We start from the raw sequence: 14,399 nt of genomic DNA on the forward strand, positions 1-14,399 counted from the left end.
GTTCACGCCTGCTGGGCAAAGGTCAGGCGCAGCGCAAAACCGATCAGCAGGCTGCCAAACAGCCATTGCTGGACGCGCTGCGCCGACGGGCTGCGTGTCAGCCAGCGTCCGAGCGCTGCGCCGATCAGCGCGTAGGCACTGTCGAATAGCAGGCCGACCAACACCAGCACCCCGCCCAGGGTCGTGAACTGCGTCAGCACCGGACCGGTTTGCGGGTCGATGAACTGGGGTAACAGCACGGAACAGAACAGCAGGGCCTTGGGGTTGAGCAGGTTGGTCAGCAAGCCGCGCTGGATTGCTTCGCGCCAGTCCAGTCTCGACACGCAGGTGCCATCGGCGTTCAGGTTCGGCAGCATGTTCGAGCGCAGGCATTGAATCCCCAGCCACAACAGGTACGCAGCACCTGCCAGGCGCACGATGTCGAAGGTCCAGGGCGCGGCTTTGAACAGGGCCGCGAGGCCCAGCGCGGCGAGTGCTACGTGACACCCCCGGGCGATCGCCAGGCCGATGGCGGTGGCCAATGCGGCGGCCTTGCCCTGTCTGGCGCCGGTTTGCAGGAGCAGAATCATGTCGGGACCTGGCAGCAGATAGACCACGGCCAACGCCAGGAAAAACAGCCAGAGCTGCGTCATGTCACACCCCATTCGATTGCGATTACGTGAGCAAAGTCTAGGGCCGAAGGGCAGGGCAGGTGGTTGCGTAATGAAGCGTACAAGCCGCTAGAATTGGCAGCTTCTGCCATTCGATGCAAAAAAACCGTCAGGAACTGCCAAACCATGAAACTGGATGCTTATGACCGCCGAATTCTTGCCGCGCTGCAACGCGACGGACGCCTGAGCAATGTGCAATTGGCGGACGAGATCGGCCTGTCGGCTTCGCCATGTTTGCGCCGGGTACGGATGCTGGAAGAGGCCGGGGTGATTCGCGGCTACCAGGCCAACCTGGACCGTGACGAAGTCGGGTTGGGGCTGACGGTGTTCGTCGGGGTCAAGGTCGTACGGCACAACGATGAAGAAGCCGAGGCTTTTCGCCTGGCGGTGACCGCGCTGCCGGAAGTGATTTCGGCGTTTCTGGTGTCGGGTGAGTCGGACTTTCTGTTGCAAGTGGTGGTACCTGACTTACGCGCCTACGAGAGCTTTCTCACCGGCAGTCTGCTCAAGTTGCCGGGGGTGAGTGACATCCGCAGCAACTTCGCGATCCACACGGTGAAAACCCCAGGGCCGTTGCCGCTTGGGCATTTACCGGCCTGAGTCCAGGTTGCGTCTGTATCGCTAGAGCTTCGATATTCATCGTCGCCTGACGCAATGCCTCGGAGCGCGTCGGGTGTGGGTGGCAGGTCCGGGCGATATCTTCAGCCGAGGCTGAAAACGCCATGGCGACACAGTATTCGCCGATCAATTCACTGACGCTCGGTGCCACAAGGTGTACGCCCAGTCCGTCGGTAAATGGCCGCCGGCCGATAGCCACCAACCCGCAGTCGGTGTCGATCAATTGCGTCGCGCCACCGGTAGTCGGTTCTACACTTAATTGCACCCCGGTGGGGGAGGTGGTGGTGGCCGTGATTATCCAACCGAGCTTGAGCGTGATGCCCTGTTAGCCGAGGGAACGTTGCAGGATCTTACCCGCCTCAGCATCAACACCCGGACAAATGTGCTCCAGGTATTCAACCACCGTGACCTGGGCACTTCGCTGAGTAACAGGGCGTCGGTGGAATCAAGAATACGCTGGTTATCGAGGGTCACACCGGGCAGTGGTATTGGCTGCGAACCGGTAGCAATGATGATGTCCTTGGCGCTCATTTCCGTCCGGGCCCCCAGGCTGGTAGTGCTCAGGCAATATCATGATCGTGGTAGTTGTCCTTCAAAAGTATTGAGTCAAGACATCGGTACCTGCGAGGTCTTGGTCGGAGGTCTGCCCTCAACAAAATATTCACGCACACCGTTATATCGTAACGATATACAGTGCGTGCAGCGGTCTGATCTCGTTTTCACAGGCCCGGTTCAAGCCATCAAAAGTACTGAGGTGCTATGCAAGTCGATCTGGAAGCCGAAGGGACGAGCGTCGAAGGACTGCCGCGTTTTCAGCAGGCTGTGTTTCATGCAAGGCGATTGAGGCTGGCGGCCATCGGTCTGATGGCATTGGCGGCAATGGGATTGTTGCTGGCAGCGTTTGTCGGGCTGTTTACAGCGCAATCGCTGTGGGTACCCCTGCTGGTCAATCAGGCCAGCGCACTGATCATTGTCGTGGCCGGCTTGCAGTCGGCGTTGTGGGTGGCGCAGTGGCGAACACGGGCAATGGTCGCGCCGACGACGGCAGCGCTGGAGGAGGGCCCTGCCCCATCCAATGAGCAACTGGGCTGGTATGAGCGCCTGTTGGCCCGTCTGGGGGACCGATGGCTGGACTTGATGCGGCAGATCGGCGCGCCAACCCTGTGGCTGGCCGGGTGGGGGTTGCTGGTGTTGTTCTGCATCGACCTGGCCTGGAGCCTGACGTTGCCCACTGCAGCACTGGGCCTCTCGGCCAGCGTCGGCGCATCGATCTCCTTGTTACTGGCCTTTGGTTTACTGGTCGGCGAACGGCAACTGGCGCAGGAAGGTTCTGAGCAATGGCCAGAGGCCGGGCAGTTGGCGCAGCTTGTACGGGTGGCGATCATCTGCCTGGTGATCAGTGCGGCTTGCCTGCTGTTCAGCAGTGACGGGCTCGTATGGCCTGTACGACTGGCTGTCTTGATCGGTGCGCTACCGGTATTGGTCGCGGCGGAATTTTTATTGCGCGCGGTGTTGTCGCTGTTCAGTCCCTGTCGTGATTCGCTTGAGCCCAGGTTGTTGGCCCGCAGTTTTGTCGCGCAGATGTTGCGCTGGCCACCGCGGCCGTTACTGGCGTTGGAGCATGAATTGCACAACCGGTTCGGCATCGACTTGCGACAGATCTGGGCCTTCAGCTATATGCGCCGAGCGTTTATACCGGTGCTGGCTGTGGTGGCTTTTGTGGGGTGGTTGTTGACCGGGATTCATGAAATTCCGCTGCAAGGGCGGGGCATCTACGAGCGCTTTGGTAAGCCGGTCGAGGTTTTCGGGCCGGGGTTGCACTTAGGCTTGCCTTGGCCACTGGGGCGGGTGTTGAGTGTTGAAAATGGTGTGGTTCACGAGTTGGCCACCAGCGTGGGAGACGCGCCGGTATCCACGGTGCCTGACCCTGCCGAAGGTCCGGCACCGATGATCGCCAACCGGTTATGGGACGCCAGTCATGTCAATGACAAGTCCCAGGTGATTGCCAGCAACCGAAACGATAAACAGAGCTTTCAGGTCGTCAACATGGACGTGCGTTTCGTCTATCGCATCGGTCTGACCGATCAAGCTGCCCTGGCTGCGACCTACAACCATGCCGATGTGCCGACTCTGATTCGCAGCACGGCTAGCCGGATCCTGGTGCACGATTTCGCCTCACGTACTCTGGATGGGCTGCTCGGCGAAGATCGCCTCAGTCTGGCGCAAGACATTGGCCAAGCTGTGCAGGCTGACTTACATGCACTCGACAGCGGTGTGGAAATCCTCGCCACGGTGGTTGAAGCCATTCACCCGCCAGCGGGCGCGGCCAATGCCTACCACGGAGTGCAAGCGGCGCAGATTGCTGCGCGCGCACTGATCTCCCGGGAGCGTGGTGCGGCGATGGAGCAGGCTAACGAGGCGCAGCTGCAGGCCAGTCTTGCCCATGATCAGGCATCGGCCACAGCCTACGAAATCAACGCTACCGCTCGGGCTGTTGACCTGCGATTTGTGGCCGAGCGCAAAGCCTATGCGGCTGCGGGCCAGGCCTTTGTTCTGGAGCAGTACCTGGCCCAATTGGTCCAGGGTCTGGCGAACGCCAAAGTGCTGGTGCTTGATCACCGTCTGGGTGGTAGCACTGCGCCGACCATCGATTTAAGAAGCTTCACGTTACCGGCAGATCCGTCGCCGTCTCGTCAAACTGTTCAGCCAGGAGTTGTCCATTGAGCCCGTCTCATTCCCACGAGTCCCATGATCATCACGACCACGCGGGCCATGATCACAGTCATGGTGGGCATTCCCACCACCATCATCACCATGGCGAACCGGGCGAGGCGGGACCGTTTCCGTGGCGACGCATGGGATGGGCGGCGGTGCTGGTGTTGTTTGCCGTGGCGGCAGCCAGCCTGGTGCAAGTGCGTTCTGGCGAAGCGACAGTGATCACCCGCTTTGGCAACCCGGCCCGGGTGTTGCTGGAACCTGGCCTCAGTTGGCGTTGGCCGGCACCCTTCGAGGCGGCGATCCCGGTGGACTTGCGGTTACGCACCACTTCCAGCGGCCTGCAGGATGTAGGCACGCGTGATGGTTTGCGGATCATCGTACAAGCCTATGTGGCATGGCAGGTGCAAAGTGACCCGGACAACGTGCAGCGCTTCATGCGCGCGGTGCAGAACCAGCCTGACGAGGCTGCGCGGCAGATTCGCACCTTCGTCGGATCGGCGCTGGAAACCAGCGCCAGCAGTTTCGACCTGGCCAACCTGGTGAACACTGATGCCAGCCAGGTGCGCATCGCCGATTTCGAGGCACAACTGCGTAAGCAGATCGAGCAGCAGTTGTTATCGACTTATGGCGTGCGCGTGCTGCAAGTCGGCATTGAGCGGCTGACCCTGCCATCGGTGACCCTCACGGCGACGGTCGACCGAATGCGCGCCGAGCGTGAAACCATCGCCACTGAACGCACGGCCATTGGTAAGCGCGAAGCGGCGCAGATCCGCTCCGCCGCCGAGCGCGATGCACGGATTGTTCAGGCCGACGCCGCAGTGAAGGCGGCGGATATCGAAGCCCAGTCGCGGGTCGAAGCGGCAGACATTTATGGCAAGGCCTACGCCAGTTCGCCGCAGCTGTACAACTTACTGCGCTCACTGGACACGCTGGGCACGGTCGTCACACCCGGTACCCAGCTGATTTTGCGCACCGATGCTGCACCTTTCCGGGTGTTGGTTGATGGTCCGCCGACTCTGGAAAGCAAGGCTGGGTCGCAGCCATGAGTGAGGTTCCACGTGGAACACAGGAACTTAACAGCCCATGGATTCAAGCGGGGCGTCTGACCTTTTTCGCGCTCTATGGGGTCACGGTGCTCGCGGCGCTGGTTTGGGGATTTTCCAATGTGCGGCAGATCGACCCCCAGGATCGCGCGGTGGTGCTGCACTTCGGCGCACTGGATCGGATTCAGAATGCCGGGCTGTTGTTGGCCTGGCCGCGACCGTTTGAGCAGGTGGTTTTGTTACCGGCAGCGGATCGAGTGATTGAGCGGCGGGTGGACAACTTGCTGCGCTCCGAGGCGGCCCTGAAAGCAGAACGGGCGGCCAGTTTCGCCACACCCATGAGCGATGCGTATGCCGGCTCCGGGTACTTGCTCACGGGCGATGCTGGTGTGGTTCAACTGGACGTAAGGGTGTTTTACAAAGTGACGGAGCCCTACGCGTTCGTATTGCAGGGCGATCATGTACTGCCGGCGCTGGACCGTCTGGTTACACGCAGCGCGGTGGCGCTGACAGCCGCGCGGGATCTGGACACCATTCTGGTGGCCCGACCGGAGTTGCTCGGCAGTGACAGTCAGGCCGCCGAGCGCCGTGAGCGCCTGCGGGGTGATCTGGTTCAGGGCATCAACCAGCGCTTGGCGGAGTTGGCGGAAACGGGGCAGGGATTGGGTATCGAGGTGGCCAGGGTCGATGTGCAGTCAAGTCTGCCGACGCCGGCCGTGAACGCGTTCAATGCGGTACTGACGGCCAGTCAGCAAGCGGACAAAACAGTGGCCAATGCCCGTACCGAAGCCGAAAAGCTCACTCAGACCGCAACCCAGCAAGCCGACCGAACGCTGCAAGTCGCTTATGCCAAGGCCAGTGAGCGACTGGCCAAAGCCTCAACGGATACCGCCACGGTATCGAGTCTGGCGCAGGCACAGCAGCAGGGCACTGACCCGCAAATGCTCCTGCGGATCTACCGCGAGCGATTGCCAAAAATTCTTGGCCAGGCCGGTTCGGTCACGACGATCAACCCTAAAGATGATTCCCACCTGATCATTCAGGGAGCTGAACAATGACAGCACACACTGCCCCACTGCCAAGCATGCTGACCACGGTCGAGCAACGTAGTGCCGCCCGCCAACTGACGCTGGCCATGCTTGCATTGGGCTTGCTCGGCCTGGGGTTGACCTGGCGCTGGCTTTCACCGCAGCAAACCGGCGTCAGCCAATTGCTGCTCGGTGTCGCCTCGCTGTTGGTGGCGGTGCCGGTCATGCGTTCGGCCTGGTACAGCCTGCGTTACCCAAGCCTGCACGGCATCACCGATCAATTGATCGCCTTGGCGATGATGGGCGCCTGGGCCACTGGCGATCTGCTGACCGCCGCGTTGCTGCCGATCATCATGATCTTCGGCCATGTGCTCGAAGAGCGTAGCGTGATTGGCTCCCAGGAGGCGATCCACGCACTCGGCCGGCTGACTCGCAGTCACGCGCGTCAGGTTCAGGCCGATGGTTCTATCGTGGAAATCGACAATGGCAAACTGAAAGCCGGTGACAGGGTTGAGGTTCGTGCCGGGGATAGGGTGCCAGCCGATGGCCTGGTACTGTCCGGGCAAGCGAGCCTGGACACTGCACCGATTACCGGTGAGTCGGTGCCACTTGAGGCCAGTGTCGGCATGCAGGTGTTCGGTGGTGCGATCAACCTCGATGGTTTGTTGCGTCTGGAAGTGACTCGCACCGGCAGCGAGTCCACGCTGGGCAAAGTCATTGCGCTGATGCAAAGTGCCGAACGCGCCAAACCGCCGATCACCCGTTTACTGGAGCGCTATGCCGGTAGTTACATGGTGTTGGTGTTGTTGCTGGCCGCGGTGACCTGGTTTACCACCAACGATGCACAAGCCATGCTTGCGGTGCTGGTGGCCGCGTGTCCCTGTGCATTGGTGTTGTCCGCTCCGGCGACGGCGATCGCCGGAATCGCGGTAGCGGCACGCCACGGTATTCTGATTCGCAGTTCGGCATTCCTCGAAGAGTTGGCGGACCTGACTTCCCTGGTGGTCGACAAGACCGGTACGTTGACCTTCGGCACCCTGCGCCTGCAATCAATCGACAGTCCGGTCGAGGACCGAGGCACCTTGTTGACCCTGGCCGCCAGCCTTGGCTCGGCCAGCAGTCACCCTGTCAGCCGGGCGTTGGCCGCAATGGTGGAAACGAAGCAATTTCTACCGCTGACGGAGATTCGTGAACGTCAGGGTTTGGGCGTGGTGGCGATGACGGAGCAGGGGGAAGCCGCGCTCGGTCGCCCAGAGTTGTTCGCACAGTTGGGGATTGCCACCTCAAAGGTACCGGAGCACGATGGCCCGATCGCCGGCCTGGCGCTGGACGGGCGGTTCCTGGCCTGGTTGCTGCTGGCCGACAGCGTCAAGCCTGAAGCCCGTTTTGCCTTGCATGAGTTGCGTGAGCTAGGGCTGGGCCGGCAGTTGTTGCTGACCGGTGATCGACACAGTGTCGCCCATAGCCTGGCCAAGGATGTCGGCATCAGTCACGTCGAAGCGCAGGCGCTGCCCGAAGACAAACTCAACCGCGTCCTTGCGGAAATCGATACCGGCTTCCGGCCTATGGTGGTAGGTGATGGCATCAACGACTCCCTGGCACTCAAGGCGGGTGTGGTTGGTGTGGCCATGGGGGCGGGCGGTGCAGACATCGCGCTGGCGTCGGCTGACATCGTGTTGATCGGTAGTGACCTGCGTCGGTTGGGAACCTGTGTCCGTTTGAGTCGCCAGTGCCGACGAACCTTGCAAGTGAACGTGATCATTGGCTTGGGCTGGACCTTGGCGATCGTGGCCTTCGCTGCATTCGGCTGGCTGGGCGCGGCGGGTGCGATGATCGCCGCCATTTTGCACAACCTGAGTACCTTGCTGGTGTTGGGCAATGCCGGGCGTTTGCTGCGCTTTCAAGAACCACTGCTCAAACTGTAGGGCTTGATCGTCTCGGCGGATGTCGGTCTGTCGTCTTCCGGGTTCTTTTCTTTTTTTCGATGTCGGCTGTAACGCCGTCGGGGCAGTGCTCTCTAGTGCTATGTCGGGACTGAACACCTTTCCAGCCGACACCCCTGTCGATTATCGAGGATAAGAAAAATGACCATGAAAACCGCTGCCGTCGGTGCCGCCCTCGCGTTGGCCGCCGCCACCCTGTTTGCCGGTGTCGCCACCACGGCTTCGGCTGCCGATGCCAATGTTCACTGCTATGGAGTGAACGCCTGCAAAGGGCAGAACGACTGCAAGACCAAAGACCACGCGTGTAAAGGCATGGGTGCCTGCAAAGGCCAGGGCTTCAAGGCGATGACCCAGGCAGCCTGTGAAAAGGCGGGTGGCAAAGTCGGCGAGTAACCGAGGACCGAGTGCTACCGCAGTGGTGCCTTGTTCACCACTGCGGCCACGTTGCGAGGAGTCTGCAATGTCCGCTTCCACCTCCAGCCTCGGCTACGGCCTGGGTTTGCGCAGTGCCTACTATCAACAGATTCTGGAACAGTCGCCGGCAGTGGACTGGTTTGAAGTCGTCTCCGAGAATTTCATGGTGCAGGGCGGCAAGGCCCTGTACTACCTGGATGCCATTGCCGAGCGTTATCCGCTGGTGATGCATGGCGTGTCGCTGTCCATCGGTGGGCCCCATGCCCTTGACCCTGACTATCTGCAGCAACTCAAGGCATTGGCCGAGCGGGTCAGGCCCGCGTGGATTTCCGATCATTTGTGCTGGAGCCGGGGCAACGCCCATCAGCTGCATGACCTGCTGCCGCTGCCCTACACCGAAGAAAGCCTGAGTTATGTGGCTGGCCGGGTGCAGCAGGTGCAGGACGTGTTGCAGCGTCCGTTGGTGTTGGAGAACGTCTCCAGTTATGTGCGCGCGGCGGGTGATGAGTTCAGTGAGTGGGAGTTCCTGGCGGCGTTGAGTGCGGTCAGCGGTTGTGAGCTACTGCTGGATGTGAACAACGTCTACGTCAGCTCCCGTAACCATGGCTTCGATGCCTGGACATTCATCGAGGCGTTGCCGGCACACCGTATCCGGCAATTGCACCTGGCGGGCCATCAGGATTACGGCGACTACGTGATCGACACCCACGACCACCCGGTCAGTGATCCGGTCTGGGCGCTGTACCAACGAACCCTCGACCACCTCGGTCCCGTTGCGACCTTGCTTGAGCGTGATGACCATTTTCCGCCGTTTGAAGAACTGCTCGCCGAGTTGCAAAAAGCCCGCGAGTTGGGTGAGGCCACGCTGGCTCGGAGACTCGAATGCGCCTGAACGAGTGGCAACGGGCTTTTGAAAGCTACCTGCTTGGAGAGCAGGCCACGGCCAACTCCGCCTTGGCGCGCACGCTGACCGGTGGGCCGACCCTGGATGTAGAGACGGGGTTGGCGATTTACCACAACGCTTATCAGGCCAGGTTGCAGGACGTCCTGCGTGATGACTTTCCGGCGATCCGGCACTGGCTGGGTGACGCAGAGTTCGATCAACTGACGGCACAGTACGTGCGCCAGAATCCATCGGCACACTATAGCTTGCGCTGGCTGGGCAGTGGATTCGAGGCGTTCATCCGTATTCATCTGGTCGAGGCGCAGGGCGCACCCTTGGCTGAGTTGGCACATTTGGAGTGGGCGTTCACCCTGGCCTTCGATGCCGCCGAGCATGAGCCGCTGACGATGGAGAGCATGGCCAGCCTGTCGCCGGAGGAGTGGCCGGCGCTGCAACTCGGGTTCCGGCCGTGCGTTCAGTGGCTGGAATGCGGCTTCAACAGTGTTGCGCTGTGGCGCTCGGTGAAGGATGGGACTGAATTCCCGGGCCGCCGGAAGCTGGATGCGCCGCAGGTGGTCGTGGTCTGGCGTGCAGGCCTGATCTGCCATTACCGCAGCCTGCCGCCCGATGAGGCGTGGGCGCTCAGTGGCATGGTCAAGGAAGGCTGGAATTTCGCCGAACTGTGCGCACAATTGACAGTCAATTATGGAGAGGGCGCACCTCTTCAGGCCGTGACCTGGCTGAAACAGTGGGTTTACGACAGCTTATTGCTCCGTCGTGATTCATAGGAAAAGGCTATTTATTCGGTAGCCAGCTTATTTTTCACGATGGTCTACCCTCAGTTCAGACGTCTGAAACAAGGGGGATTATTCATGCTCGTGCAACTTCCGCCGGCCTTACAGAATCTGCAATTGCCGCTTCGCTTGCGACTCTGGGACGGCCATGAATTCAATCTGGGCCCTGCGCCCACCGTCACGATTGTGGTCAAGGATCCGCAACTGGTGCCGCAATTCATCCATCCCAGCCTTGACCTGCTCGGTGCGGCCTTTGTTGAAGGCAAGCTTGAGCTCGAGGGTTCGATCAGCGATGTGATCCGGGTCTGTGATGAGTGGACCCAGGCACTGCTGGAGGACGTTGACGGCAATCAACCCGTGCGCACGGTCCATGACAAAGCCACTGACGCGGCGGCCATTTCCTATCACTACGACCTCTCTAACGCGTTTTATCAGCTCTGGCTCGACAGTGACATGGCGTACTCCTGTGCCTACTTCGAGACTGGGAGTGAATCCCTGGAACAAGCCCAGCAAGCGAAATTCCGTCACCTGTGTCGCAAACTACGGCTGCAACCCGGCGAGTACCTGCTGGATGTAGGCTGCGGTTGGGGAGGGTTGGCGCGTTATGCCGCGCGGGAGTTCGGGGCCAGGGTGTTTGGCATCACCCTGAGCAAGGCGCAGTTGGCGCTGGCCCGTGAACGGGTGGCCGATGAGGGGTTGCAGGATCTGGTTGAGCTGCAGTTGCTCGACTACCGTGATCTGCCCCAGGACGGTCGGTTCGACAAGGTGGTAAGTGTCGGCATGTTCGAGCATGTCGGCCACGCCAACCTGCCTGAGTACTGCCAGACTCTGTTCGGTGCGGTGCGTGAAGGCGGCCTGGTGATGAACCATGGCATTACCGCCAAGCACACCGATGGCCGACCAGTCGGGCGCGGGGCGGGGGAGTTCATCGGGCGCTATGTTTTCCCGAATGGCGAGTTACCGCACCTGGCGATGATGTGTGCCCAGATCAGTGAGGTCGGGCTGGAAATCGTCGATGTCGAAAGCCTGCGCCTGCACTACGCACGTACGCTGGATCACTGGAGCGAGCGGCTGGAGGACAACCTTGAGACCGCCGCCAAGGAAGTGCCGGAACAAGCCTTGCGGATCTGGCGGCTGTACCTGGCAGGTTGCGCCTACGCGTTCGCACGGGGCTGGATCAACCTGCACCAGATCCTCGCGGTCAAGGCCCACTCCGACGGCAGTCACGAGCTCCCCTGGACCCGTGACGATATCTACAACCCTTGAATTAAAGTATCGGTGAAATAAGCCGGGCGATCCGCATGCCAAGTTGTTGCAGGCGGTGGGTCTCCTGGCCTTCGTCCTTGTCTATCTCACTGGCCAGGGCGAAGTCGTCGTTGAGCATGCGCTCCACTTCACCGGCAAATGCACTGTCGACGGTCAGCAACATCACTTCGAAGTTCAGCCTGAATGAACGGTTGTCCAGATTGGCACTGCCAATGGCACTGATTTCGCTGTCGATCAACACAACTTTCTGGTGCAGGAAACCGGGTCGATAGCGGTACACCCGGACCCCCGCGCGAACAGCTTCGAAGGCATACAGACTGGAAGCGGCGTAGACGATCCGGTGATCCGGTCGTGACGGCAACAGAATCCGCACATCGACACCGCGTAGCACCGCCAGGCGCAGCGCGGCAAACACGGCTTCGTCAGGAATGAAATACGGACTGGTGATCCACACGCGTTCGGTCGCGGCATGGATGGCCTCGACGAAAAACAACGAACAGGTTTCGTAAGGGTCTGCCGGGCCGCTGGCCAGCAATTGGCAGAGTACGCCCTCGTCGGGATAGCTCTGCGGCAGGATCAGGGGCGGGAGCGCTCGTGCTGCCCAGAACCAGTCTTCGGCAAACGACTCCTGCATGCACGCCACCACCGGGCCGCAGACGCCAACGTGCGTGTCGCGCCAGGGTGACAGTGGCGCCTTGGCACCCATGTATTCGTCCCCGACGTTGTGCCCGCCAACGAAGCCCTGCACGCCGTCGACCACGACGATCTTGCGGTGGTTGCGGAAGTTGACCTGGAACCGGTTGAGCCAGCCACTGCGGGTGGCGAACGCCTTGACGTTCACCCCCGCGTCACGCAATGCCTGCACATAGCTGCGGGGCAGGGAGTGGCTGCCAACACGGTCGTAGAGCAAGTAGACCGCCACACCTTGCGCGGCTTTCTCCAGCAGCAGCGTCTGCAAGCGTCGGCCCAGATGGTCGTCATGAATGATGAAGAACTGAATCAACACCGCTTCGCGTGCGTGACTGATGGCCTCGAAAATCGCCTCGAAGGTGGCTTGGCCATTGATCAGCAGGCGCAGTTGATTGTTGGCCAGGCACGGCATGCGTCCCAGCTTGGGCATCGCCCGCAATGAGGTGTAGGCTTTCGAGGCGCGGGCAGTCAACGCTTCCTCGATCCAGGGGCGCCAGTTGAGGTCGGTGATGGCCTTGCGCATTTCTTCGTTGGCCTGGCGACGGGCCTTGATGTAGGCGTCGAACGTGCTGCGACCGAACACCAGATAGGGGATGAGCGTCAGGTAAGGGATGAACACCAACGACAGGGCCCAGGCGATCGAGCCTTGGGCCGTCCTGACGGTCAGTACGGCATGAATGGCCGCGATCGTGCCCAGGGAATGAATGAGCGCGATCAGGTAAGCGAAAAGGTGGGGTCCAAAAAAATCCATGGGGCGACCTTGCTCCTGAGAGTTCAACCCTTAACAGACCATGTTCCACGACGAATGTCGCTATTTAATTGAGCATGCAACCGAAGTCGCCTGGCGACGTCTAACGGCCATTACTGAACGGGAGTTACTCGATGAATGTACGTCTGCTGGGTTTGGTCATGGCTGCTGGCTTGTCACTACCGTTGGCTGCTCAGGCGCAGATGCTGCAGCCGGGCTTGTGGGAGCTGACGTCAAGCAACATGAAGGTCGATAACCAGAACCTGCCGGATCTGCAACTGATCCTCAGCCAGCTGGGCAATCAAATCACCCCGGAGCAAAAGGCGGCGCTGGAGAAGCAGGGCATCAACATGGGCGGTAAAGGTATTCGCGTGTGCCTGACACAGGCGCAGGTTCAAACCGACAGTATTCCGCTGCAAGACCCTCAGTCGGGTTGCAAGCAGGAGATTACCGACCGCACCGGCAACCAGTGGAAATTCCGTTTCAGTTGCCCGAAAGCCCAGGGCGCCGGTGTTGCTACCTTCCTTAGCGACCGAGAGTTCAACACCACCGTCAACGGTACCTTCAACGCGACCGGTATCCAGCAAACGGGCAGCATGGACACCCGCGCCGTGTGGTTGGGACAGGACTGCGGGACCGTCAAGCCTCGCGCCTGAATGCTTCGCTGATGAGCCCGTGCCTACGCCATTCAGGTGGTAGACGCGGGCTCGTCAGCGAAGGCCTGGTCATGCCCCACACCCATCCGCAATCGCGCGCATACCGCCTCGACGCTCATCTGCCCCAGATCCTCCCCCACGTTGCTGCGCAAGCTGACAAACCCACCGTCCAGTTCCTTGTCTCCGATCACTAGCAGATAGGGCACTGCCTGCTGGCGGTGCAGACGAATCTTGCTGCTGATGTGCTCGTTGCGTACGTCGGAGTTGGCACGCAAACCGGCACGACGCAGCGCATCGGTGACGGCTTGGGTGTAGTCGATCTGGCGTTCGTCAATGTTCATCACCATGACGTGTTGCGGTGCCCGCCATTCATCGAGCTCGTGCTGGCTGGCCCAGCACACGCCATAAATCCGTTGCCGTGATGTACCGCCGAGGTGGTTCAGGGTGAACGCCTGAATCACGCTGGTCGAGGGTACGTGTGGCCCCTCACTCACTGTGAGGGTAGTCGAGGGGTACCGCGACAGCAGGTGAGACATGGAATGGTTGGTCGCTGCCAGGGTGTGCATGCGGGTTTCGATGTTTTGCAGGTCATAGGCAGATAACGCGTGTTCGTGGGCAAACTCGCAGTAGAAGCCATCACCGACCACCGCGCCTTCTAGTACCTGTGCATGGGGATAAAGCTGCCGGATCGTCATCGCCAGCAACAGTGCACACGAGCGGCGCAGGATTTCCAGTCCCTCCGGTTCGCGCACCGTGACGATACTGACCCGCGTGTCATCGGAAATCAGAAATCCACAATCGACCAACGAGCCATTCACCCGCCCGGCCACAGCTGCTTTGGCCAGGCCGAGACTGATACTCGCGGCGATTTCGAAAATGGAAAGCGCTTGGTCGTACTCGCGCCGTGAGCCGTCAGGCAAAGTGATGTGAATCATCGTCAGCGATCCT

13 protein-coding genes and 1 pseudogene are annotated in these 14,399 nt (G+C 60.7%); 10 read left to right on the plus strand and 4 right to left on the minus strand.

The window, feature by feature from the left end:
- Positions 1 to 2: 2 nt before the first annotated feature.
- Positions 3 to 632 carry a LysE family translocator gene (locus CKW25_RS17750; protein WP_095081123.1) on the minus strand — a complete coding sequence of 210 codons (630 nt, stop codon included), beginning with the start codon at positions 630 to 632 and terminating at the stop codon, positions 3 to 5.
- Between the two features lie 144 nt (positions 633 to 776).
- Here CKW25_RS17750 and CKW25_RS17755 point away from each other — a divergent pair, with 144 nt between their 5' ends.
- Complete coding sequence (locus CKW25_RS17755; protein ID WP_095081125.1) at positions 777 to 1,250, plus strand: Lrp/AsnC family transcriptional regulator; 474 nt, start codon at positions 777 to 779, stop codon at positions 1,248 to 1,250.
- A gap of 13 nt (positions 1,251 to 1,263) precedes the next feature.
- On the opposite strand, the pseudogene CKW25_RS17760 reads toward CKW25_RS17755, so the two are convergent.
- Positions 1,264 to 1,814 (minus strand): annotated as a pseudogene (locus CKW25_RS17760) (FAD-dependent oxidoreductase); the annotation flags it as partial.
- 213 nt (positions 1,815 to 2,027) lie between these two features.
- Here CKW25_RS17760 and hflK (CKW25_RS17765) point away from each other — a divergent pair.
- The 8 genes from hflK (CKW25_RS17765) (at position 2,028) to cfaB (ending at position 11,357) form a co-directional block, all read left to right on the plus strand.
- Positions 2,028 to 3,992: a protease modulator HflK gene (gene hflK, locus CKW25_RS17765; protein ID WP_095081127.1), complete on the plus strand. Its 1,965-nt coding sequence runs from the start codon at positions 2,028 to 2,030 to the stop codon at positions 3,990 to 3,992.
- Positions 3,989 to 5,032, plus strand: coding sequence for a protease modulator HflC (gene hflC, locus CKW25_RS17770; RefSeq protein ID WP_095081129.1), 1,044 nt, complete (start codon positions 3,989 to 3,991; stop codon positions 5,030 to 5,032). Before hflK (CKW25_RS17765) ends, hflC begins: the two co-directional genes overlap by 4 nt.
- Complete coding sequence (gene hflK / locus CKW25_RS17775) at positions 5,029 to 6,087, plus strand: protease modulator HflK (protein WP_095081131.1); 1,059 nt, start codon at positions 5,029 to 5,031, stop codon at positions 6,085 to 6,087. The genes hflC and hflK (CKW25_RS17775) overlap by 4 nt, the downstream gene beginning before the upstream one ends.
- On the plus strand, positions 6,084 to 7,982 hold the full coding sequence (locus tag CKW25_RS17780; protein WP_095081133.1) for a heavy metal translocating P-type ATPase: 1,899 nt from the start codon (positions 6,084 to 6,086) through the stop codon (positions 7,980 to 7,982). The genes hflK (CKW25_RS17775) and CKW25_RS17780 overlap by 4 nt, the downstream gene beginning before the upstream one ends.
- Before the next feature lie 159 nt (positions 7,983 to 8,141).
- Positions 8,142 to 8,393, plus strand: coding sequence for a hypothetical protein (locus CKW25_RS17785; RefSeq protein WP_095081135.1), 252 nt, complete (start codon positions 8,142 to 8,144; stop codon positions 8,391 to 8,393).
- Between the two features lie 67 nt (positions 8,394 to 8,460).
- The gene (locus CKW25_RS17790; protein WP_095081137.1) at positions 8,461 to 9,306 is read left to right on the plus strand and encodes a DUF692 domain-containing protein; all 846 of its coding nucleotides are present in this window, start codon (positions 8,461 to 8,463) and stop codon (positions 9,304 to 9,306) included.
- Entirely contained in the window at positions 9,297 to 10,085 is a 789-nt protein-coding gene (locus tag CKW25_RS17795; RefSeq protein ID WP_095081138.1) for a DNA-binding domain-containing protein, read from the plus strand. The genes CKW25_RS17790 and CKW25_RS17795 overlap by 10 nt, the downstream gene beginning before the upstream one ends.
- 84 nt (positions 10,086 to 10,169) lie before the next feature.
- Positions 10,170 to 11,357, plus strand: a complete 1,188-nt coding sequence (gene cfaB / locus CKW25_RS17800) for a C17 cyclopropane fatty acid synthase CfaB (protein WP_095081140.1) — start codon at positions 10,170 to 10,172, stop codon at positions 11,355 to 11,357.
- A gap of 1 nt (position 11,358) precedes the next feature.
- Here cfaB and cls read toward each other — a convergent pair whose 3' ends face one another.
- The gene (gene cls, locus CKW25_RS17805; protein WP_095081142.1) at positions 11,359 to 12,798 is read right to left on the minus strand and encodes a cardiolipin synthase; all 1,440 of its coding nucleotides are present in this window, start codon (positions 12,796 to 12,798) and stop codon (positions 11,359 to 11,361) included.
- A 131-nt stretch (positions 12,799 to 12,929) separates the two neighbouring features.
- On the opposite strand from cls, the gene CKW25_RS17810 reads away from it, so the two are divergent.
- Positions 12,930 to 13,451 carry a DUF3617 domain-containing protein gene (locus CKW25_RS17810; RefSeq protein ID WP_095081144.1) on the plus strand — a complete coding sequence of 174 codons (522 nt, stop codon included), beginning with the start codon at positions 12,930 to 12,932 and terminating at the stop codon, positions 13,449 to 13,451.
- Positions 13,452 to 13,483: 32 nt separating this feature from the next.
- Here the strand turns inward: CKW25_RS17810 and CKW25_RS17815 are convergent, their stop codons facing one another.
- Positions 13,484 to 14,386: a His/Gly/Thr/Pro-type tRNA ligase C-terminal domain-containing protein gene (locus tag CKW25_RS17815; RefSeq protein WP_095081146.1), complete on the minus strand. Its 903-nt coding sequence runs from the start codon at positions 14,384 to 14,386 to the stop codon at positions 13,484 to 13,486.
- Between the last annotated feature and the right edge of the window lie 13 nt (positions 14,387 to 14,399).

Source organism: Pseudomonas sp. Irchel s3h17, assembly GCF_900187505.1.
GTDB lineage: Bacteria > Pseudomonadota > Gammaproteobacteria > Pseudomonadales > Pseudomonadaceae > Aquipseudomonas.

What these genes read in the sequence shown, in the direction of transcription:
- CKW25_RS17750 (WP_095081123.1), bottom strand. Translation starts at nt 632, where the DNA reads ATGACGCAGCTCTGGCTGTTTTTCCTGGCGTTGGCCGTGGTCTATCTG.
- CKW25_RS17755 (WP_095081125.1), top strand. Translation starts at nt 777, where the DNA reads ATGAAACTGGATGCTTATGACCGCCGAATTCTTGCCGCGCTGCAACGC.
- hflK (WP_095081127.1), top strand. Translation starts at nt 2,028, where the DNA reads ATGCAAGTCGATCTGGAAGCCGAAGGGACGAGCGTCGAAGGACTGCCG.
- hflK (WP_095081131.1), top strand. Translation starts at nt 5,029, where the DNA reads ATGAGTGAGGTTCCACGTGGAACACAGGAACTTAACAGCCCATGGATT.
- CKW25_RS17780 (WP_095081133.1), top strand. Translation starts at nt 6,084, where the DNA reads ATGACAGCACACACTGCCCCACTGCCAAGCATGCTGACCACGGTCGAG.
- CKW25_RS17785 (WP_095081135.1), top strand. Translation starts at nt 8,142, where the DNA reads ATGACCATGAAAACCGCTGCCGTCGGTGCCGCCCTCGCGTTGGCCGCC.
- CKW25_RS17790 (WP_095081137.1), top strand. Translation starts at nt 8,461, where the DNA reads ATGTCCGCTTCCACCTCCAGCCTCGGCTACGGCCTGGGTTTGCGCAGT.
- CKW25_RS17795 (WP_095081138.1), top strand. Translation starts at nt 9,297, where the DNA reads ATGCGCCTGAACGAGTGGCAACGGGCTTTTGAAAGCTACCTGCTTGGA.
- cfaB (WP_095081140.1), top strand. Translation starts at nt 10,170, where the DNA reads ATGCTCGTGCAACTTCCGCCGGCCTTACAGAATCTGCAATTGCCGCTT.
- cls (WP_095081142.1), bottom strand. Translation starts at nt 12,798, where the DNA reads ATGGATTTTTTTGGACCCCACCTTTTCGCTTACCTGATCGCGCTCATT.
- CKW25_RS17810 (WP_095081144.1), top strand. Translation starts at nt 12,930, where the DNA reads ATGAATGTACGTCTGCTGGGTTTGGTCATGGCTGCTGGCTTGTCACTA.
- CKW25_RS17815 (WP_095081146.1), bottom strand. Translation starts at nt 14,386, where the DNA reads ATGATTCACATCACTTTGCCTGACGGCTCACGGCGCGAGTACGACCAA.